The organism is Phytobacter diazotrophicus, assembly GCF_052061655.1.
In the GTDB taxonomy this organism is placed as follows: Bacteria; Pseudomonadota; Gammaproteobacteria; order Enterobacterales; family Enterobacteriaceae; genus Phytobacter; species Phytobacter diazotrophicus.
On record NZ_CM125428.1, the window covers coordinates 728,833 to 748,258 of the forward strand.

General features: G+C 44.1%; 19 protein-coding genes, 1 tRNA gene and 1 pseudogene. 15 read left to right on the plus strand and 6 right to left on the minus strand.

Going from position 1 to position 19,426, the window contains the following annotated elements; translation table 11 throughout:
• Nucleotides 1-368: 368 nt before the first annotated feature.
• Entirely contained in the window at nt 369-1,166 is a 798-nt protein-coding gene (locus ACS0RQ_RS03570; protein ID WP_271849968.1) for a hypothetical protein, read from the minus strand.
• A 457-nt stretch (nt 1,167-1,623) separates the two neighbouring features.
• On the opposite strand from ACS0RQ_RS03570, the pseudogene ACS0RQ_RS03575 reads away from it, so the two are divergent.
• The 3 genes and pseudogenes from ACS0RQ_RS03575 (at nt 1,624) to ACS0RQ_RS03585 (ending at nt 4,006) form a co-directional block, all read left to right on the plus strand.
• Nucleotides 1,624-3,050 (plus strand): annotated as a pseudogene (locus tag ACS0RQ_RS03575) (site-specific integrase).
• Complete coding sequence (locus tag ACS0RQ_RS03580; protein ID WP_334632718.1) at nt 3,043-3,681, plus strand: hypothetical protein; 639 nt, start codon at nt 3,043-3,045, stop codon at nt 3,679-3,681. The pseudogene ACS0RQ_RS03575 and the gene ACS0RQ_RS03580 overlap by 8 nt, the downstream one beginning before the upstream one ends.
• Nucleotides 3,682-3,799: 118 nt before the next feature.
• On the plus strand, nt 3,800-4,006 hold the full coding sequence (locus tag ACS0RQ_RS03585; RefSeq protein WP_334632716.1) for a helix-turn-helix domain-containing protein: 207 nt from the start codon (nt 3,800-3,802) through the stop codon (nt 4,004-4,006).
• A gap of 376 nt (nt 4,007-4,382) precedes the next feature.
• Here the strand turns inward: ACS0RQ_RS03585 and ACS0RQ_RS03590 are convergent, their stop codons facing one another.
• Nucleotides 4,383-4,706 (minus strand): YlcI/YnfO family protein, encoded by a 324-nt coding sequence (locus tag ACS0RQ_RS03590; protein ID WP_334632714.1) that lies wholly within the window; start codon nt 4,704-4,706, stop codon nt 4,383-4,385.
• Between the two features lie 199 nt (nt 4,707-4,905).
• On the opposite strand from ACS0RQ_RS03590, the gene ACS0RQ_RS03595 reads away from it, so the two are divergent.
• The 9 genes from ACS0RQ_RS03595 to ACS0RQ_RS03635 all read left to right on the plus strand — a co-directional run bounded on the left by ACS0RQ_RS03595 (nt 4,906) and on the right by ACS0RQ_RS03635 (nt 11,123).
• The gene (locus tag ACS0RQ_RS03595; protein ID WP_334632712.1) at nt 4,906-5,160 is read left to right on the plus strand and encodes a host cell division inhibitor Icd-like protein; all 255 of its coding nucleotides are present in this window, start codon (nt 4,906-4,908) and stop codon (nt 5,158-5,160) included.
• Nucleotides 5,153-5,353 (plus strand): hypothetical protein, encoded by a 201-nt coding sequence (locus tag ACS0RQ_RS03600; protein WP_334632710.1) that lies wholly within the window; start codon nt 5,153-5,155, stop codon nt 5,351-5,353. The genes ACS0RQ_RS03595 and ACS0RQ_RS03600 overlap by 8 nt, the downstream gene beginning before the upstream one ends.
• A 4-nt stretch (nt 5,354-5,357) precedes the next feature.
• Nucleotides 5,358-5,657, plus strand: a complete 300-nt coding sequence (locus ACS0RQ_RS03605) for a DUF4222 domain-containing protein (protein WP_334632708.1) — start codon at nt 5,358-5,360, stop codon at nt 5,655-5,657.
• Nucleotides 5,654-7,780 (plus strand): DUF927 domain-containing protein, encoded by a 2,127-nt coding sequence (locus ACS0RQ_RS03610; protein ID WP_334632706.1) that lies wholly within the window; start codon nt 5,654-5,656, stop codon nt 7,778-7,780. The genes ACS0RQ_RS03605 and ACS0RQ_RS03610 overlap by 4 nt, the downstream gene beginning before the upstream one ends.
• A 343-nt stretch (nt 7,781-8,123) precedes the next feature.
• Nucleotides 8,124-8,345 carry a hypothetical protein gene (locus ACS0RQ_RS03615; protein WP_334632704.1) on the plus strand — a complete coding sequence of 74 codons (222 nt, stop codon included), beginning with the start codon at nt 8,124-8,126 and terminating at the stop codon, nt 8,343-8,345.
• Nucleotides 8,346-8,591: 246 nt separating this feature from the next.
• The gene (locus ACS0RQ_RS03620) at nt 8,592-9,632 is read left to right on the plus strand and encodes a major capsid protein (RefSeq protein ID WP_334632702.1); all 1,041 of its coding nucleotides are present in this window, start codon (nt 8,592-8,594) and stop codon (nt 9,630-9,632) included.
• Between the two features lie 9 nt (nt 9,633-9,641).
• On the plus strand, nt 9,642-9,983 hold the full coding sequence (locus ACS0RQ_RS03625) for a head decoration protein (protein WP_334632700.1): 342 nt from the start codon (nt 9,642-9,644) through the stop codon (nt 9,981-9,983).
• Between the two features lie 10 nt (nt 9,984-9,993).
• On the plus strand, nt 9,994-10,377 hold the full coding sequence (locus tag ACS0RQ_RS03630) for a helix-turn-helix transcriptional regulator (RefSeq protein ID WP_090089190.1): 384 nt from the start codon (nt 9,994-9,996) through the stop codon (nt 10,375-10,377).
• A gap of 233 nt (nt 10,378-10,610) precedes the next feature.
• The gene (locus tag ACS0RQ_RS03635; RefSeq protein WP_334632698.1) at nt 10,611-11,123 is read left to right on the plus strand and encodes a terminase small subunit; all 513 of its coding nucleotides are present in this window, start codon (nt 10,611-10,613) and stop codon (nt 11,121-11,123) included.
• Nucleotides 11,124-11,164: 41 nt separating this feature from the next.
• Here the strand turns inward: ACS0RQ_RS03635 and ACS0RQ_RS03640 are convergent, their stop codons facing one another.
• The 3 genes from ACS0RQ_RS03640 to ACS0RQ_RS03650 form a co-directional block, all read right to left on the minus strand.
• On the minus strand, nt 11,165-12,190 hold the full coding sequence (locus ACS0RQ_RS03640) for an FRG domain-containing protein (RefSeq protein ID WP_334632696.1): 1,026 nt from the start codon (nt 12,188-12,190) through the stop codon (nt 11,165-11,167).
• Between the two features lie 42 nt (nt 12,191-12,232).
• Nucleotides 12,233-12,520 (minus strand): DUF3892 domain-containing protein, encoded by a 288-nt coding sequence (locus ACS0RQ_RS03645; protein ID WP_334632694.1) that lies wholly within the window; start codon nt 12,518-12,520, stop codon nt 12,233-12,235.
• A gap of 485 nt (nt 12,521-13,005) precedes the next feature.
• A tRNA-Ile gene (locus ACS0RQ_RS03650) sits at nt 13,006-13,081 on the minus strand.
• A 1,167-nt stretch (nt 13,082-14,248) separates the two neighbouring features.
• Between ACS0RQ_RS03650 and ACS0RQ_RS03655 the strand changes: the two genes are divergently transcribed.
• Genes ACS0RQ_RS03655 through ACS0RQ_RS03665 form a run of 3 tightly spaced genes read left to right on the plus strand, consistent with a single transcriptional unit; the run spans nt 14,249 to nt 17,963 of the window.
• Nucleotides 14,249-15,025: an ABC transporter permease gene (locus ACS0RQ_RS03655; RefSeq protein WP_271849764.1), complete on the plus strand. Its 777-nt coding sequence runs from the start codon at nt 14,249-14,251 to the stop codon at nt 15,023-15,025.
• Nucleotides 15,022-15,693 (plus strand): ABC transporter ATP-binding protein, encoded by a 672-nt coding sequence (locus tag ACS0RQ_RS03660; protein ID WP_271849668.1) that lies wholly within the window; start codon nt 15,022-15,024, stop codon nt 15,691-15,693. Before ACS0RQ_RS03655 ends, ACS0RQ_RS03660 begins: the two co-directional genes overlap by 4 nt.
• An 11-nt stretch (nt 15,694-15,704) precedes the next feature.
• A complete protein-coding gene (locus ACS0RQ_RS03665; protein ID WP_271849669.1) occupies nt 15,705-17,963 on the plus strand; it encodes a capsular polysaccharide export protein, LipB/KpsS family in 2,259 nt (752 codons plus the stop codon).
• Between the two features lie 175 nt (nt 17,964-18,138).
• Here the strand turns inward: ACS0RQ_RS03665 and ACS0RQ_RS03670 are convergent, their stop codons facing one another.
• A complete protein-coding gene (locus tag ACS0RQ_RS03670; protein WP_271849765.1) occupies nt 18,139-19,416 on the minus strand; it encodes a capsule polysaccharide biogenesis protein in 1,278 nt (425 codons plus the stop codon).
• Nucleotides 19,417-19,426 lie beyond the last annotated feature (10 nt).

The following is a 19,426-nucleotide window of genomic DNA, read 5'->3' on the forward strand; positions in this document are numbered from 1 at the left end:
CACCGCCAGGGCGCGCCATTGCTGGGGGTTTGCGCGAATCTGCAAACTGAAAAGTTTGAAAAAGATTTCAGTGTTTTTCAGTAGTTAGGATTGATAGTTAATCGAATAGAAAACATAACTATCAGAAAAATAATAATAATTTTATTTTTGCGTGAGTTCGTAGAGCAATAATTGTGAGTATGCAAGCAATTGTTAAACAGTGGAGGCTGAGTAGTAGCGTGGCTTTGCGAGGAAAATCTTTTAGTTTTAGAATGAAAAATGTCGTAACTCAATTCTATCGCTTACGACTAGAAGTGTTTTTAAAGTCAACTATTTAATTGATTCATTGAGTGAGCCGAATTTCATAGTTTTCGGCTCACTGTTAGTATTTACCGTCGATTGACTTGCAATCCTAATCCAATTGAACCGAAGCCGCGACTGCGGTCGCCGATGGCGATACCTACTGTACAGCAAAATTTATTTCCGCTGGCAATGCCTGATTCATTAATTTTTACATCGTTTCCCTCGATTTTTAATTCAACTCCGTTGCAAAGGAGACTTCCTCTAGTAACACTCACTTTATTTGGCGGTTGAAAGTGAAGCTCCAGAAGAATTACCCTCTCTTTTTCTCGTATTGTCAGTGTGGTCCCTATAAGCTGTATATCCCAAGCATATGTATTGTAGATAAGTTGGTTGTTTACGATGGTTAGTAATGGGTTATTTGCTCTATCAAAGATATGTATATTAAGAAGGATGTGACCATCTTGAAAGACAAAACCAATCAGAGGTATTCCATCGACCATTACGGGTATTGCTTTTGAATATGTTTGAGTTTCATCTATTGAACTAAAAAATTCGTTAGTACCAATCTTTACACTCATTTCTGTTCCAGAGAAGTGAAGAGTGTAGGGGGGGGATACTCCGGCACGTAAGTTAAAGGGATCTGCGTTGGCTTTCTTAACCTCTTCTTTGGGTAGCCATCCGTTGGTTTTTTCCTTGTGATGTTTATCACATAATAACGTGATCTCATCTGCAACATGCCTTTTTACAGTTGCCCATTCTTCCATATGCTCATATTCATAAAGCGGCATTCCGCAGATTACGCATCCGAACCCGCATCGTTGCCTAACTTCTCGTTTAATTGGATTTGGGATGTTTCTACTCGTGCATACATCATTCTCAGACATTATTTGTTCCCTCAAGCTTGAAATGATTTACCTGAAAGCCCACTCTGACAACTCATTCGTATAGATAATAACCAGTTAGAAAGCTATGTAACAGCGCAATGCATATGGAAAACTCGCCAGTCACATGCGTAATTGAAAATGTCATGCGACAATTTTGCGACACTGCTGATTTTGAAAACAAAAAAACCACTGCAAAGAGTGGTCTATTTGTATGATTTTGAAGATAAAATTTGGTGGCCCCTGCTGGGTTTGAACCAGCGACCAAGCGATTATGAGTTAAGAATCAATTGGTTACTTTTAAATACTTATTTATAACTATCAATTACTTAGTTGTTTTGGAAACCACTGTATAAATAACTGTATATACTCAAAAATACTCCGCTGAGGTATCCTATAGGTATCCTGGAGCAAAACAAGCGATTTGCAGGATACCCTGATCGCTTGGTACGGAGTGTTTGTGGAAACCTTCAAATTCACTAAGGCTAAACTTGATAGTCTGCCGCCTGCCGAACGCGGGCAGGTTGAATATGGCGACACTGCCGTTAATGGCCTGCGCGTTCGCGTCGGTATCTCTGGTGTTAAAAGCTTCTGCATTTCACGCAAACGTAACGGCAAATTTATCCGTGCAACGTTGGGGCGGTATCCTGATCTCACCATCGATAATGCTCGGGCGAAAGCGCTTGAGCTCCTGGGCGATGTTGCTACCACAGGGCAAAATCCAAATGCTGTAAAGCGGGTAAATGATAAAGCGTCTGTTACGCTCGGAGAGGCTCTGGATACCTACATCCAGAATCGCGGCCACCGGATCAAACCTGCGACCGAAAAACAGTATCGAGCCACCTTACAGAATTTTTCCGGCGACTGGATGAAACAGCCGCTTGCCAGCGTTTCGCGTGAACGGGTTGAATCTCGCCATAAAGCAGTTACAGACGGCTCTGTCTGGTTTGGTGCAGATAAATCGACGTTGCGTGCTGGTGTAGGAACTGGCAGCAAGGCGCAAGCCGATTTATGGGCCAGGGCATTACGGGCTGTTTACCGATTTGCTCATGACCATTACCGTGATGATGATGGCAAAACGTTATTACCCGACCCGCCGACACTGGTGCTGAGCACCAACGTCAATGGCATGGCACGGTCAGGAAAACCGAACGTATCCGGACGCATGATTTTTCCCGCTGGTTGGGGGCGGTGGCTGCGGTGCGTGATGCTGCTGAGCAAGGCCGTGATGATATAGCCGTTGCTGTATGTGACGCGGTCGAAATGGCGATGTTTACCGGCTTGCGTAAGTCTGAAATATTTAGCCTTACCTGGGATCGAGTGAATCTGGGCGGTCGATATTTCTGGATAGACACAACCAAAAACGGCGATCCGCTTGAACTACCAATCACCCAAACACTGCTTAATTTATTCCGTCGCCGACTGAAAACTAAACCTGCTGATGCTGTCCTGGTGTTTCCCGGAGCTAAAGGGGTTATCAAAGAATATCGGCACATTCTGGATCGTATCAGTGCTGCCACTATTCCGGCTCATAATCCCGACATGCTTCAACCAATACCTTTCAAGTGGCACGATGCCCGCCGAACGTTCGGTACCGTCTCTGAGCTGGTGGGCGTGGGTAGTTACATCTTAAAGCGGTTGATGAATCACCGCACAATGCGTAGCGCCGATGTTACCCAAGGTTATCTGCATTTTGGTGCTGATGAGTTGATGGAGCCGGCTACCCGGATAGAGCGAGCAATTCTGGAATATGCCGGACAGTTAGCAAGTGAAAAAAGTATTGATGCCCAATTACGAATGGCAATGAAAAGTTTAAGTGACGAGCAAAAAAGAAAGTTGATTTTTGAATTGCTAAACCCCGTGATTAATGAGGCTAAAAATGATTAATCTCTCAAGGAGGATAGAAGAAGCCATTAAATCAGCATCAAGAAATGCTTGGTTGCTAAATGAAGGTGAGGGAGACCTTCTGGGTATTATAAAATTACTTACTACAAATGATGAACTAGATACTTTCGAGGTTTTATACATTCCGGATGATCAACTTGAACAATGGAAATATGTTTGCATCTATGGTGATGATGATGACCGTAGAGTGTTCTTTATTGAGCGCGGAGTGGCGTGTAGCAAGGAAGATACAGAGGCTTTCAAAACGGCGATACGCTTGCATTTAATTGATAACACCGCCTCTCAGTTAATCTTGGACAAAATATTTGCTGATAAATTGAGAGAAACATTTTATCCAGATGTCATACGCCACATTCAAAAAAATGCCTATAAAGCAAAAATGGTTGAGGTAGCGGAAAAGCCAAGAAATAAAAATTATGATGCTGCCATGGCGATGTTGAGAAGAACCTGGGAAAGGTATCCGGGAGCAAGCAAAAAAGCTCTCTTTAAAGCTATTAGGAATGAGTTTAATGGCGGCGTCAGTGAGGACTCATTGAGGCGCTGGGCTAATGCTGCAGGTTTAGGACCTGAACAGTCAGCAAAAAGGACTTCATTTTCATTAGTGCGTGATTAAGCGCTTAGGGATTGCATAGCCGCTATGCACTACGCATAACGGTTGTGCCAGTCTATTGGTGCTCTAACACTATTTATACAGTTGCCCCGTTGTTAACCAGTCATACACGGAGCTACTTATGCACTTAGCTGATACAAACCCTTCCAAAAAACTCACTCGCAGTGAAGCCGCTGATCACCTTGGCGTAAATCCACAGACGTTGGCGAACTGGGCGCATACGGGCAAGGTAAAAATCCCCTTCCATAAAGTTGGCCGTAAGGTCATCTACGTTAAAGCCGATCTTGATGCTTATCTTGATTCCACCCGCAGAACGCAGACGGCATGAGGTGGGATATGGCAGATAAAACAAAGGCGGCCCCGCATGGCCGCCAGTGCTGTACAACGAAACAGATTCAGCATAACAACCCTTATGCTGGTGGGCAAAAAAAATGCCTACTAAAGTTCACTAAAGTTTTAGCTGTTAAGGTATTCGGCATATCTTGCATCGAAATCGATTTTTATCTCGTCGATACATTGAGCAAGCTTTTCGGGGGTTTCATAACAACTCCTGGGTACAGGAAGCAGATTTATGCAAGCGAGCCTTTGATCATCAAAAAATACTCTGGCTCTTATTGCGGTCGAACCCTCGTCAATAAATTCGACGTGAAATCCATTGAAAGCCTGCCGAATTTTAGTCATAGATGCTTCTTTAGTTATTTTCATCACTTAGCCCCTTTATCCTCACGCTGGTGGCGCTGCAGTTCTTCTTTCGCGAGGGCTGCAATGGCGCGGGCATTGCTGACGGCTTGCTCTCCGATATCACCAATGAGGGCCAGTGTCTCAAGTGCTTTATTTAGCTCGAGCTGCACGTTCTCGGGGCCAGTTGTGGCAGTTTGCCGCCGGGCAATTTCGCTACGTACTGCGGTGACAATGAAACCTGCTGTTGTTTCACCGGGAGTTTTTACATTTTCGAGCTCATCAAGAACATCGTGTGGAAAACGGACATTTTTCATTTGCGACTTGTTGTTAACGTTTCCAGTAGCCATGAGTAGATCCTGTTTAATTTTGGTGTGCATACAGTATATCAAAAAGTGTGTTATTAAAACACTTGACTGTGCAATACATATAATTTTAATCTGTATACACACCTTGTTTCGGCAAGGCACAAAAACAGCGAAGCCCGCGGGTGCTACCAACACCAACGGGCCTCTGACTACCACCGTTATCACAAGTAACGAGGCAGCTATGAAAGAGCATACCCAAACTTTCCCCAAATTTACATGGTTGTTCCTGGCTACGCCTAAACGCCATTCCGGTTGCCCGCCAGTCATCGTACGTTTCAATGCAGACACTGAGAACGCAGCTCGCCAGGCATTCCCCGGCTGGAACCTGACGTTTGCCGCAAAGATTCGTACTGAATCACCCTGCCGCTTTGCTTTCCACGATTACGCCTCCGGAATGTCGCTGGCGTTCGATACCGGGGAGGTGCGCCATGCATAGCCAGATTCCGATGCTTAATGTGGATCTCAACGTCCCCCTCGATTTTTCCGGCCGCATCATGCTTTACATGGAAAACGGTCTTGTGAAGTCGGAAATGCGATTGATGCCGGATGAAATTATCGGAACGCCGAGCCTGTTCAATCAATTGCTTGAACGTGCCGGATATCGCGTAACACCAGCCGAAAAGGGTTAATGCCATGAGAAAGAAAAATACCGGACTTAATGCCGGGGGCCTCGCTCATCCTGAGATCCTGCCCGGCGATATTTACCAGGACAGCCGCGGCGAACGCGTCACGGTTAAAACGGTCACGGAGAACCGTATCACCTTTATCCGGGAGGGCTATTCCGGCGAATGCACATCATCGCTGATGCGCTTTGAAAAAGAGTTTGTGCCAGTGAAAAGGCAGACATTCGGCGAGTGGTGTAAGACCAACAATACCGCCGAAAAAATCAGAACGCTGAGAGCGATGATCGCCGCCGGGAGAGCGAAAAAATGAAGAATGCCCCAAACGTTAAATATCTGCCGAAAGACAAATTCACGGAGGCGATTATTTTTGCGGGTGCGGACGCATTCGCCCACGCGCAGCACTGGACAGAAAGCGAGGGTAAAAAAGCGGGTGACGATGTGCCGCCGGTCTATCTGGACAAAAAGCAACTGGTGGAGCTGGAGAGCCTGCGTATCGTTGATCGTGACCGTCAGTGTGTCCGGGTTATTCGTGCCGGGGAAATCGGCGAAAAACACCTGACGCTGATTGCCACCAAACTGGCCTTTGCTGGCGTTAAATCTGCCCGTCTGTTTAATGGCATGTATGAGAAGGATCCGGCGGAAGAATGGACGGAGCAATTATCCAGGCTGAAAGCAGAAGCGGAGAACGGCAACAGCACGGTGGTCAGTCTCCCGGTCGCTAATCTGCGGGATAAGAAACCCGGCGATGAGCTGAAACCCCGGGTGGAAAGCCGGGACGATGGTGTTTTCTGGATCACGCCAAAAGTGGACAGGGAAAGCGGTGAGCGTATCCATCAGGAAATGTGGCTCTGTTCCCCGCTGGTGGTCGTGGGTGCCGGTAGTGACGGGGCTGATCGTTATCTGGTTTTGCGCTGGAAAATGCAGAACCGCAATGAGGACGTTACCCGCGCCATTCCCTGTGCCGATATTGGCGAGCGTGACGGCTGGCGAACGCTGAAAGCGGGGGGCGTTAATGTCACCACCAAAAGCACCGGGCGGGCCATTCTGGCCGACTGGCTGCAGCAAAGCGGAACCGGGCAGGAATGGCGCATCAGTCACACATCCGGCTGGCACCATGGCGCGTACATCATGCCTGACGGGGAAGTCATCGGAGAGCCGGAAACGCCTATCCTGTTTAACGGTCGCAGCGCGGCGGCGGGCGGGTATGCCGTCGCTGGTACGCCGGAGAGCTGGCGCGACACGGTAGCACGCCTGTGCACGGGTAATCCGTCCATGATGCTGGGCGTGGCCGCTTCACTGGCAGCGCCGCTTATCGGGCTGGTGGGCGCTGATGGCTTTGGCGTTCACCTGTTTGAGCAGTCCAGCGCAGGCAAAACCACTACCGCCAATATTGCGAGCAGCCTGTGGGGGGAGCCGGATGCTTTGCGTCTGACCTGGTACGGTACCGCGCTGGGGATTGCCAACGAAGCGGAAGCACACAATGACGGGCTGTTACCGCTGGATGAAATCGGCCAGGGCAGTAATGCCCGCGATGTGGCCACGTCTGCCTACACCCTGTTCAATGGCGCCGGGAAATTACAGGGGGCCAAAGAAGGCGGCAACCGGGAGATGAAGCGCTGGCGAACGGTGGCGATCAGTACCGGGGAAATGGATATAGATACATTCCTTTCCGCTGGTGGAATTAAGGTTAAGGCGGGTCAACTGGTGCGCCTGCTGAATATCCCGATGGAGAAATCGACGGCCTTTAATGGTCTGCCGAACGGTAAGGCCCACGCCGACGCGCTGAAAGAAGCCTGGACTGATAACCACGGCGCGGCGGGGCGTGAGTGGGTTAAATGGCTGGCAGGCCACCAGCAGGAGGCTAAACAGGCTGTGAGGGATGCGCAGGCACGCTGGCGCGGCCTTATTCCGGCTGATTATGGCGAGCAGGTACACCGCGTGGCGGAGCGTTTCGCCATTCTTGAGGCGGCGCTTGTGACGGGGGCGCCAGTCACCGGATGGGGTGAACAGGCCAGCCGTGATGCCATCCAGCACAGCTTTAATGCCTGGGTGAAAGAGTTCGGTACCGGAAACAAAGAGCACCAGCAAATCATTGAGCAGTGCGAAGCATTTCTTAATGCCTATGGCCTGAGCCGGTTTGCACCGTTGCCTTATGACCCTGCCAGCCTGCCAATCAGCAACCTTGCCGGGTATCGAAAGCGCAAGAGCAGCCATGACGATGCGCCGATGGTGTTCTATACGTTCCCGGCAGCGTTTGAGGGGGAGATTGCGAAGAACTTTAACGTCACTCAGTTTGCGAGAGCGCTGGCCAGTGCGGGTATGTTGTCACCCTCCGCTGATGGTCAGCGCTTCCAGAAGAAGTCTCCGCGTGTTGATGGGCGGCAGATTAACGTTTATGTCCTTCAGTACCGGGCTGATGATGAGCGGGAGTAACTTACATGTGTGAGTGATATTTTACGTGGTTCACGTGGTTCATTAGGTATGTGTGAATGATATGTGTATGTTATTACTGTATTTTATATTAAAAAGATGAACCACGACTGAACCACGAAACAGGGGTTTTGAACCACGAAAGCGCCTGTTTGAACCACGTATAAAAGCTGCAACAGAGTGAACCACGTAAAAAAAGCCCTTACGTGGTTCAAAACGGGGGTTACGTGGTTCACGTTTCTGTAAATAATGCTTATAAAACAACAGTCTTTACAAATTGAACCACGTAAACCACGTGAACCACGCAGTTTCTGTATATATACGGCGAAAAAAATGAGGTGAAAAAATGCTGGAAGCCGGAATGGTTGAGAAAAAATCAGCAGGTAGCGCGTCTCTCTGGATGCGGGAGGCTGTGGAGGCAATAGATAAACAGTTTGGCACGGGCTATGCCAGAGAACACCCTGAGATGGTGGCGGGATTCATGCAGGCAGCGGCGATTGATCAGGCGGGAATGTATATTCGGTCTCTGGTGGAGACATTCGATTTATGGCCGTCTTCATTAGGCTAGCGGCAAATAAAAAAGGCGGGCTGCGCTGCCCGCCTTTACAATTACTGAAAACTTTCACAACTTTTACAACTTTCACATCAGGAGTCGGGAAAACAATATCAGATATTTAGCAGTACGGAATTAACAGAAAGGTACTTTATACATTATTGCACTTCATTGCACATGGTTGCACTCAATCATATTTCCTTTCCCGGTGATAGCATTATCGCTGTGCTTCATCCTTCTTTATTTTTTTGAGGTAAACATATGCCAGATTTATACACCCCAGCAGCACTTGTCCGGGTTGTCAGTGCTGAGGATATTCAGCAAAAGCTGAAAACCCTTTTTACGGACTTATTTTTCACACGTGTAGCCACGTTCGAAACCCGCGATATTATCCTGGATGAAATCGATGACCCCAATATTCCTATAGCTGCATTTTGCTCGCCAATGGTTGGCAGTAAAGTTGCCCGTGACGAAGGGTACGAATCTAGAAACATTCGTCCGGGGTATATGAAACCCAAAAGCAGCATCGACCCTAACAAGCTGGCGGTTCGTCCGGCTGGTGTTTCCCCGGAGAATTTCAACTCCGCAGATACCCGCAATCTCAAAGTGAAACAGGCCATTCTCAAGCAGTCGGTTGCTATTCGTGCCCGCATCGAGTGGCTGGCGGTTCAGGCGATTACTACAGGGAAAAATATCATTGAGGGTGAAGGTATTGCCCGCTATGAGCTGGACTGGAATATCAAGTTGCAAAATATCATTATCCAGGCTGGTGACGCGGCATGGTCACGTAGAGACAAAACAACCTTTGATCCTAATGACGATATAGAAACTTATGCCGAACTAAGCGAAGGCGTGACCAATATTATCATCATGGGCGGTAATGTCTGGAAAAAATACCGCTCATTCAAAGCGGTTAAAGATGCCCTTGATACTCGCCGTGGCTCCAATTCCCAGCTCGAGACCGCGCTTAAAGACCTGGGTGATTCCGTGAGTTTCAAAGGGTATATGGGGGATGTTGCAATTGTTGTGTACAGCGGTCGCTATACCGACGAAGACGGCACGGAAAAACACTTCCTCGATCCTGACTTAATGGTCCTGGGTAATACCGCGTTGCAGGGGATTGTTGCTTACGGTGGCATTCAGGATCCTGAACTTATCCGGACAGGGATCACAAAAGCTGAAATGGCGCCCAAAAACTACATCGTACCGGGTGACCCGGCGATTGAGTATGTTCAGACCCACTCAGCACCACAGCCTATCCCGGCCCGTATTAACCGCTTTGTCACCGTTCGCGTGGCTTAAGGAGTAAACATGTCTGCACATTACACTGAGCTGGTGGCCGGTACTGAGGCGCTGGTCAGCACGTTGGGTATTTTCGCTGGCGGGCAGGGCGTTATCCCTGAACTCACTCCGCTAATGCTGGACGCCACCAGCGGCGCTCTTGTTGTATGGGATGGTGCACATCCGGGGCAGGCTGTCTACGTGTCGGCTATCGCTGTCAATACAGCGAGCCAGACACAGGCACAGGTTTATAAGGCTGGTGTGCTGAATGTGGATGCCCTGAACTGGCCGGAAGATGTAACCACGCTTTCAGCTAAGGTGGCCGCGTTCGTTGGCTCAGGTATTTCGGTTCAGCCGCTGGCAATCGTCTGAGGGGATAGCAATGCAAGACAAAGAAAACAGCCTGATGGCAACCGCCAATGCACTCTATCCGGATGCTGTTGCCGGGGAACTGATGGAACTGGCAGACAAGATGAGCATGAGTGAGCGCCTGGTTGATATGAATCAGGTCATGGAAATGACCACGCTGAGCCGCCGCACCCTGATTAATCTTGAAGCACGCGGTGAATTTCCGGTGCGTGTACAGGTCACTCAGGGCCGTAAGGCCTGGTATCTGAGTGAGGTTATCGAGTGGATCAACAACATCCCTCGTAGCTCTGAAACCTGCCAGGTGCCCGTACCTGCTGCCCCTGATGCTTCCCTGTGTCTCAAAGTCGAGCGCGTGCACCGACAGGCGAGAGGCGGGAAAAATCCGCTGATTGGCTGATCGTCAGGCCCGATTGAGCCGGAAAGTACTTAATTGATAATCATTATCATATCGGGTCCTTTCCGGCAATCCGACAGGCTACGGGGCGGCAGACTCGCGAAAAAGCGCTATTTATGAGACTTTCTGAGATGCTGGTGGTGGTGTTGTTGTTCCTTTTATCCGACTGATTCCAATTGTTTTTCTCAATCCAATACACCCACTTGTGCATCAAATAAAACCGTTCAGAGGTGAAAATGGCTCAGCATTTGCTCAACAAAAAGAATATGGCGAAAAGCTGTAAGGTCGGCGTAACCGCTTTCGACAAGTGGGGAATAGTCCCGGTACAACGCGTGGGGCGTGAGGCATTTTATGACGTTGCCAGCGTGGTGCAAAACAGGGTTGAAAATGAGCTGGGTAAAATTGTGGAGCAGGGCGGCGATATTGATGATGCCGAACTCCTCAAGGCCCGAATTCGTCTGACAAATGCCCAGGCGGACGCGCAGGAACTGAAAAACGCGAGGGAAACGGGTGAAGTGATCGATACTGCTTTTGCAACATACGCTATGGCAAAGTTAGCCGGAGAAGTAGGATCCATTATGGACAGCCTTCCTCTTGTTATCAGTCGAAAACACCCTGGGATGGAAAAACGATATCTTGATGCGATTAAAATAGAGTTGAGTCGGGCGATGAATCGTGCCGCAAGCTTAGCCGATTCGATTCCGGGTATGGCTGAAAGATATATTGAGGAAAATCAGAAAGGTAAATGACTTTGTAATGCACCACAGAAAAATTTGCGGTGCATTATTTCTCACAAGAGAAATTCTTGACGAGAAATGTCATCTTTAATGTTTTTCAGAAAATCTAAATGATTTGCAATTCCATGATATCCTGGATAAATGCGAGGGTAATCGTATCCTAATAGAATTAACATACGATAAAGCTCCATCCTTTGGAGGTTTGGCAATGTAACTTTTATGAAGAGTGGTTCTTCTCCAAGGTTTGTATTAGAACTCTCTATCAGTTCATCAAAAACAACTTCGTTCAATGATCTGGTATCAACTTTTTCTTTCTGCCCCAAGATTTCATCTCTTTGATCGTGTTGTAGAGTGAATATTTGTCTTGGGAAAATATTTCTTTTGAGGGTTGAAGAGCAATATGTAAACAGTCCTTTTTGTGCGGTCACATTATCGTTATTTTTATAGTTTGGAGTGAAGAAATTTATTTTCTTAACTTTTCCAGATTTCTTTAGTAAGGTTATCCAATTAGCATTCATAGCCCAGACGCATAAATCCTGCGAGCTTTCAACTTCGGATGTACATGCAAAAAAACAAGCAGTCAGTGGATCATGTGTCCAATCCATAAGCCTGGTAGGTATACCATAATGTTGGGCTAAAGCAGCAAGTTCTAATAATTCCTTGGGTAACCATTCTTCATCTTCATAACGATCGGCAACTACAAATTGATTTGTAACTAAATGAATGTCTTCCTTAAACCAACGTTCAGTAGGGGGGGTAAACAGTCCGTTTCTGTTAGATATTTTGTAGAACTGCCTGAGAATGGCAATCTCTGCTTGAATTTGTTTTGATTCAAAAAAAAGATCCGTCTCAGTAATAGATATCCTGGCACTCATGGCTTGTATTCTTTTAATTGTTAAGCTATCTCTGCGTAATACAGAAGGGATAAGCTTATGATTTGAATTTCCATGTCCTCTGAAGATGAAGTTCCTGAAATCGAATTTTTTATTAAGGTAGGGTGAGAAAAAACTTAAGAAATCCTGCGAAGTTTCAAGATTTATTTCAAGATATTTATTTAGGACTTCTTCTTTATTCAGCATGTTTGCCTCTTGAATTTTTGAAGGGGCTTACGCCCCTATTTTTTAACATTGAGGTAACGAAAGAAGATTGTTGTTCCATCTACCATCGGCATAGGTTCTGATATACTTTTTCCTGCCGCCGCCAGGATCGACCACTCCAACATCAGCGCGTTTCCCAGAGGCATCTGTTACATGAAATGTGTGTTGTTTGCTCTCAATAGCATTGATCACTTGAGCCACAGTCCATTTGCTGCCTGCGGGGTTAAATTGAGGACTTCCAACATGCGTAATGTGCTCATGCGTCGCATTAGTGTCGGATAGGGTTATACAAGTAATACGTACATCGACCATAAAACAACTCCTTTTACTGTGAAAGAATGAGTTGAAAGTGATGCTAAGTTAACGTTATTACAGATCTATTCGTGGGGTGGCCCGGCTTTCGCCGGGCCGAGCTTGATACGCTATAAGTGGCGTAGAAGGATCATTAGGGCTACTGAACTTAGCAAGGCTACTAATGGTGCAATACCACTGGTAGTCAATGCAGTGAACAAGCCACAAAAAACCGTTACACGCACTGACAGCAGGTCTGAGCCCTTTGGGAAGTTGATCATACTAACTCCTTAAAAGGTTCTTGCCGTCTGCTTGATGAGATGGGGGCAAGAATTACAGACCCGTGGCACTTTTGTCTTTAGAAGCAGTTACTCCGGCTGCCACGACCCAACTGCACGTTTAGGCCTTTCAGCCAAATCATACTCCATGATACCCATTTGAAGTATCCTATAGGTATCCTAGAGATTTTTTCAAAGTCACGATATTAACGTAACTAATTGATATATTGGTGGCCCCTGTTGGGTTTGAACCAACGACCAAGCGATTATGAGTCGCCTGCTCTAACCACTGAGCTAAGGGGCCGTGGCGGGCAATTATAAAGTAACTTGACCAGGCGATCCAGCATCAACATTCCATCTGGTTGTTTTATAAACAACGCATTATCAATCCTTTATACTTAAGTTCCGCATCCAACATAGGGGAAATAGATAGCCTCGATATACTTGTGCCATGGTTGCGTGTTGTTTTCTACGGAATGAATTCCGGCAAACCTTCGGGGAACACTTACAACGAGCGGTGGAAGATCAACTAATCCTGTGTGGCTTAGGTTCGGCTTTAAAAGCCGATGGCAGTGGGTAGCACGAGTGACGTCCAAACGGGTTAAGGCTGCTTAAACATAATGATGATTCTTAACTCGCGGTACTCATTGCTCCGTACACTGGAAATTTGGAAGAGAATCTCGCGCAGGTAGACTCCCGAAGACGACAATATTTTGCTATCGATGCGACTCAAACTTGGGAGCTTCGAAAGCTCAGCAGTCTAATCAGAACAACATACAAGGTTTATTATGAACCACCCGCCACGTGACTGTTGTAGCGCTATAAAACTAATTTTTGCACTAAGACATCACGGCGACTAATGAATAAAATCTATACTGAATAACTATCAATATGTCGTTTTCTTAAATTAGTTAATTAATGAAGTTCTTAATTTTTTTTACCGCAATAAGTCCTCTCAATGCATATTAAATGTTAAATACAAGATGTTTTGGTTGTAAAAATGTATAAATTTTGCAGGCCAAGTAGATAGCATGAAATATTTTTCATGCCAATATTATTCATGAAACAATAAAAGCCTTTTGAGTTATTCATGTTGTGAATTTGATATGTTTTTAACGGATTGATATTAAAGGGTTTTATTAACTTTTAAAACAAGCTCTGATAGTTATAGAACATATTAATTAATATCATTCTATTAATAGATTATAACTTATAGGATCTATCTGGATACCTCGCTACATTTATAGCTGATTTGGAGTTTCAGTAAGTTTGTATCAGGAAGATACCTGCAATATTTATCCTTTTGTCTTTACCTTCCTGTCAGAAATTTCATTCCCAAAATGCGAAAATTCGCCAGGCTAAAAAATCAGCAAGATAAATTTTTAGTTTTATTTATACGCATCTCCCGAGCATGCTGGTAGCTAAAGCCAGGGGCGGTAGCGTGTCTCATGACATCAAGGTTACATCACTAATGGCCAGAAGTGGGTTAGAAGTTCAGCAAGCGGCTGTGAAGGCCCTGTTTTTACGCGAGATCAAGACACGATTTGGTAAGTACCGTTTGGGGTATCTGTGGGCGATACTGGAGCCAGCGGCACATTTGTTTATTTTATTAGCAGTCTTTGGGTATATTATGCATCGCACTATGCCTGATATTTCGTTTCCAGTATTTTTACTTAATGGGTTAATTCCTTATTTTTTATTTAGCAATATTGCTACCAGATCTATTGGTGCTATTGAGGCCAATCAGGGGTTATTTAATTATAGACCAGTAAAGCCCGTTGATACAATTATTGCTCGATCATTACTCGAAACACTTATATACAGCGGTGTATATATTGTTCTTATGTGTATTGTAGGAGTGTTTGGTGAAAAATTTACAATTACCAGTATCCTCACTCTAATTCTTACATGGAGCCTACTTATTCTTTTCGCTTTTGGTTTTGGCCTGATTTTTATGGTTCTTGGAAAAACGTTTCCCGAGGCCGAAAAATTCTTACCAATCATTCTCAAACCTCTTTACTTTATATCTTGCGTCATGTTTCCACTTCATGCCATTCCGAAGGAGTTTTGGCCGTATCTACTTTGGAACCCCATTATTCATGCTGTTGAGTTAAGCCGGGAATCTGTCGTTTCAGGCTACGTTAGCGAAGGCGTAAGTTTGAACTATTTGGCTCTTTGCGCTCTGGTTGCTCTCTTTTTAGGTCTGGCAGTTTATCGTAACCGCGAAGAGGCAATGTTAACCTCATGATTAAAATAGAAAACTTGACTAAATCATATCGAACTCCTAAAGGAAGGCACTACGTTTTTAAAGACTTAAACATCGAATTGCCATCGGGGAAAAGTATTGCGTTGATAGGGCGTAATGGCGCGGGTAAATCAACGTTATTAAGAATGATCGGTGGCATAGATCGTCCCGATAGTGGAAACATCGTTACTGACAGTTCAATCTCATGGCCTGTAGGACTCTCTGGTGGTTTTCAGGGAAGTTTAACGGGGCGAGAAAATGTGAAATTCGTTGCCCGGTTATATGCAAAAAAAGAAGAGCTAAAAGAGAAAGTCGCCTTTGTAGAAGAATTTTCTGAGTTGGGTAAATATTTCGATATGCCAATAAAAACGTACTCATCAGGAATGCGTTCTCGTCTTGGGTTTGGGCTAAGTATGGCTTTCAAATTTGATTATTATCTGGTTGATGAAATTACAGCCGTTGGTGATGCAAGATTTAAGAATAAATGCCTGGGTATTTTTAACTCAAAGCGAAAATCTTCTAATTTTTTGATGGTATCGCATAGTTTAAATTCATTAAAACTATATTGTGATATAGCAATCTATATAGGGAAAAATAATGAAGTAACTTACTTTGAAGATGTTGGTAATGCGATTGATGCATATAAAAAAGATGTTAGTAAACACAGTTAGGTAAAATGAATATGAAAATTACTGTTATTATACCATTAAGAATTACCGAAGGGCTTTACCAAGCTGAGGAGAGGCTAAGTCGTATTATCGAAAACATTCCATCTGAAAAATTTAATATTCTCATTATTAATTACGGTACCCCTAAGGAATTTATCAGTATTTTAAGAGAGTTGAATTCCTATTCTCATTTGAAAATATTGGATTTTGATACAGGTTCTAAAATTTTTAGCATAGGTCATGCGAGAGATTTAGGGGTTCAATATGCGGAAGATAGTGTAATTTTATTTAATGATATTGATTTCTATGGAAATAAAGATATGTATGAACGTATCCATGCTGAGGTTCTGGCTAGAGATATGGTTAATTCAATATACGATTTCTTTTGCGTTCCTGTATTTTTTCTGACTGAGAATGGCACTAAAGAAACTTTATTTTCTTCTCATCATTCAGAATGTATTGAAAATATATATGTGCATAGAAAAATTTATGAATCACATAAAGATTTTGTAGCGTTTCCCGCTTATGGTAGTTCTGCGATGGTGGTTAATAAACATCATTACTTAGCTATTGGAGGCCATAGTAGAGAATTTTATGGGCATGGCGCAGAAGATTATGATATATTACATAGGCTTAGCAGTTATTATGCTAAAGGTCCCAAGACCGCCGATTATTACAATAACACTAAATCAAATAGTATTGATAATTATCATGGCTTTAGGGCTTATTTTTCTTTATATGGGATAGATGTTTTTAATCGGGGGATCTTCTTTCAACATCTGTGGCATCCCACGAGATCAATTCCGGGTTATCATCAAACTAAAAGAAATTTTTCTTTATTAGAAAGTCTAATGAAGAAATTTGATCAAGATAAAGAACAACCCTTTCCTTTAAGTAATGCTACTGTTAAGGGTAAAACGTTGTTTTTGATTGATACAAAATCTCGTACTTTCAAGGCCATAAGGCATTTAACTCCTCTTTTTGGTAGTTTGGTTTTTATGTCTGAAAGCTTATTTTCTAATATTGATTCATTATTGCGTTACATTAATAAAAATGAAATTTCACGAGTGTTCTTCCTAAATCCTTATGGAAATGAGCACCGTTTGGCATTATATTCAGGTATTAAAGAAAAAAATATCCCGTTTGTTGTTTTTGATCGTGGTGCTCTGCCAGATTCGTGGTTCTTAGATCATAATGGGTTTAATTACGACAGTAAAAGTTATTCGCCAGAGGCCTGGCAACGAAAATTAACTCAAGAACAAGAAGATGAAGTTGAAAATTATCTTTTCAATTTAAGGAATGGCGAGCACACTCTAGAACATAATTCACCGAGAAAAACATCTGGATTTTTAAAAGAATTATACCAGATTGGTGATCGGAAAGTGTTATTCGTGCCATTTCAAAGACCAACGGATACTGTTACAACCTATTTTGCAGGTGCTGCTGGATCAGTTGATGGCTTCCAGAGTTGGGTTGAATATATAGCTGAAAACCTTCCTAAAGAAGAATGGGTTGTAATTTGCAAGAACCATCCTCTAGAAAAAGATCTTCCTAGAATAAATGGTGTTTTATATGCAGAAGATGATGCACATATACATGACCTAATAGACTTGGCAGATAAAGTATTATTAATGAATTCTGGAGTTGGTTTAATTTCTCTCGCTTTTATGAAACCGGTTATTTGTGCGTCTAACGCTTTTTATGCACACGAAGGTTTAGCTATTCCTGCATTTGATGCCATGCACGCTCAAGAACTCATTAATAAAGATTTGCTAGTTGATAAAAGAAAAGTATTGCAATTCTATTGGCATGTGCTTAATAGAGTCTACTCATTTGGTCAATCAAATTACAAGAAAACAAAAGCAAGTGATGGTACAGAACGGAAAATTATTAATGAAATTATATTTAATAAAATTAACTATAATAATAAAACGATTATTTTAGGATCCTCTACAGAAGGGATTAGTCTGGATGCGCCGCTTTTTTACTCTTTTGGTGGCCGAGAGAAAATTAAGGAAACACTCAAATCATCTAATGCAAAATCCAATGAAACAAAAGTATTGGTCGAAAATAGTATCGTTAAAGACTCTAAATTCCATATTGAGAGTAATTCGGCAAATAGTGCCGGGCTTAAAATAAATAACCTAAAGGCAGAGAATAAAAAGGTTGGAAAGCTTGGCAGGAAAGTGAGGAAATTGATAAGAACTCCAGGCGTCTTTTTTAAAGATGCCATCAAAAACAGAAAGAGTAATACTAATATTTTAAAAAGATGATATGTAATCGTGTCCATTTTTAATTTTATAATCTCCTTTACGGTTTATTCCATAACGATTACTGCAGAATAATTTTTTTAAACGGAGGGTGCAAAAGATTCTTGGTTTAAAAACCTAAGAAAGGTTGAGAAAAATAATCTGATAGTAATTTTTTAATTATTACCATCATAGGGTTTTATTGTATATCCCATTTGGAATGCCTGCGTGAATCAAAAAAAGGGGATTGATTATTTCCAGCTTCTTTTTTATTTAATAATTGGATGTGTTTATAGTTTAAGCTATTAGTATAATACACCGCATTTATCTGCGTATTCTCCAGCAAATACCCACGAAATTTCTTAAACAACTTCATGTCCGGCTTGAAATTTGCCGTCCAGAACTGGTGCAAGTGTCCCTGATATGTCATCCCTTTGATGTCATACAGGGCGTTGCCCATCACCTTCAGAGGTTTGTTATGCACTAACGCTGAAATTCCCGCCGTACTGTTAATAGTCACCACGGCTTTGGCATGCGTCATTAATTCTGGCATCGGTAAATCGTGGACATAAATTATGCGATTGATCACGCCATACTTCTTACTCAGCCGCTTAATCAAGGGGCCATACAGGCGATGCCCGCGATCCATAGGGTGGTGCTTAATGACCAGCACATCGTCTTTCGGCGCTTTACGTGCAAACGAGAAGATCACATCGTTAATATAATCCCGGACATCAGCGTATGGGCTATGGTTGCGGATCTGACTATCGTTATAGACCTGCAAAATCGCAAGGTAATAGCGTTGATCGAATGTCGTCTGCAGCGTCTCCATTACGCCACGTTGTTTCCAGCCATACCATTGCTTACGCCACCATGCGCGCACCCAGCATTTTGCTTCGTACCATGGTGAAAAAGATTTGTGATGGCGATAATGCAAGAACTCGTGTCTATAACGCCAGCCGACAAGATAATACCATGTCGCGTGGATGTAACGGCGGCCTGAGGACGGTTTCAATGGCTGGGTTTCTGAGGGCGGGAAATCTGGCAAGCTCCGGTAAAAATCAGGATCACGGGGCAGGGGGGAGAAAGCGTTCACTCCGCCTTCTTCAAGCGTAATAAAATGCGGTCGCAGATAACCCTCTTCGAAAGCCAGGAAACGAATACCTTTCGCTTTCGCCCAGGCATGTGCCGCTCTGTGCAATGGACGGCAGTCACCGAAGCACAAGATGGTGTCGAACGGATAAACCTTCCAGGTCTCTTTCAGCCAGGTCGGGAATTCCTTCGGCGTTTGTGTATAAGTAAGATACTGACGTTGTCGACAATAAAAACGATCGCCACCATTAAATACAACGTTTACCGCTTCGCGTTCCAGCGTCTCCAGCCAGTTGGCGACATCATTGAAGAAAGGCCCCATTGGTCCTTGCAACAGCAGATATTTTTTCCCTGCGAGTAATGTCTTAACGGTATTATTTTGCATCATCGTCCAT

What these genes read in the sequence shown, in the direction of transcription:
- ACS0RQ_RS03570 (WP_271849968.1), bottom strand. Translation starts at nt 1,166, where the DNA reads ATGTCTGAGAATGATGTATGCACGAGTAGAAACATCCCAAATCCAATT.
- ACS0RQ_RS03580 (WP_334632718.1), top strand. Translation starts at nt 3,043, where the DNA reads ATGATTAATCTCTCAAGGAGGATAGAAGAAGCCATTAAATCAGCATCA.
- ACS0RQ_RS03585 (WP_334632716.1), top strand. Translation starts at nt 3,800, where the DNA reads ATGCACTTAGCTGATACAAACCCTTCCAAAAAACTCACTCGCAGTGAA.
- ACS0RQ_RS03590 (WP_334632714.1), bottom strand. Translation starts at nt 4,706, where the DNA reads ATGGCTACTGGAAACGTTAACAACAAGTCGCAAATGAAAAATGTCCGT.
- ACS0RQ_RS03595 (WP_334632712.1), top strand. Translation starts at nt 4,906, where the DNA reads ATGAAAGAGCATACCCAAACTTTCCCCAAATTTACATGGTTGTTCCTG.
- ACS0RQ_RS03600 (WP_334632710.1), top strand. Translation starts at nt 5,153, where the DNA reads ATGCATAGCCAGATTCCGATGCTTAATGTGGATCTCAACGTCCCCCTC.
- ACS0RQ_RS03605 (WP_334632708.1), top strand. Translation starts at nt 5,358, where the DNA reads ATGAGAAAGAAAAATACCGGACTTAATGCCGGGGGCCTCGCTCATCCT.
- ACS0RQ_RS03610 (WP_334632706.1), top strand. Translation starts at nt 5,654, where the DNA reads ATGAAGAATGCCCCAAACGTTAAATATCTGCCGAAAGACAAATTCACG.
- ACS0RQ_RS03615 (WP_334632704.1), top strand. Translation starts at nt 8,124, where the DNA reads ATGCTGGAAGCCGGAATGGTTGAGAAAAAATCAGCAGGTAGCGCGTCT.
- ACS0RQ_RS03620 (WP_334632702.1), top strand. Translation starts at nt 8,592, where the DNA reads ATGCCAGATTTATACACCCCAGCAGCACTTGTCCGGGTTGTCAGTGCT.
- ACS0RQ_RS03625 (WP_334632700.1), top strand. Translation starts at nt 9,642, where the DNA reads ATGTCTGCACATTACACTGAGCTGGTGGCCGGTACTGAGGCGCTGGTC.
- ACS0RQ_RS03630 (WP_090089190.1), top strand. Translation starts at nt 9,994, where the DNA reads ATGCAAGACAAAGAAAACAGCCTGATGGCAACCGCCAATGCACTCTAT.
- ACS0RQ_RS03635 (WP_334632698.1), top strand. Translation starts at nt 10,611, where the DNA reads ATGGCTCAGCATTTGCTCAACAAAAAGAATATGGCGAAAAGCTGTAAG.
- ACS0RQ_RS03640 (WP_334632696.1), bottom strand. Translation starts at nt 12,190, where the DNA reads ATGCTGAATAAAGAAGAAGTCCTAAATAAATATCTTGAAATAAATCTT.
- ACS0RQ_RS03645 (WP_334632694.1), bottom strand. Translation starts at nt 12,520, where the DNA reads ATGGTCGATGTACGTATTACTTGTATAACCCTATCCGACACTAATGCG.
- ACS0RQ_RS03655 (WP_271849764.1), top strand. Translation starts at nt 14,249, where the DNA reads ATGGCCAGAAGTGGGTTAGAAGTTCAGCAAGCGGCTGTGAAGGCCCTG.
- ACS0RQ_RS03660 (WP_271849668.1), top strand. Translation starts at nt 15,022, where the DNA reads ATGATTAAAATAGAAAACTTGACTAAATCATATCGAACTCCTAAAGGA.
- ACS0RQ_RS03665 (WP_271849669.1), top strand. Translation starts at nt 15,705, where the DNA reads ATGAAAATTACTGTTATTATACCATTAAGAATTACCGAAGGGCTTTAC.
- ACS0RQ_RS03670 (WP_271849765.1), bottom strand. Translation starts at nt 19,416, where the DNA reads ATGCAAAATAATACCGTTAAGACATTACTCGCAGGGAAAAAATATCTG.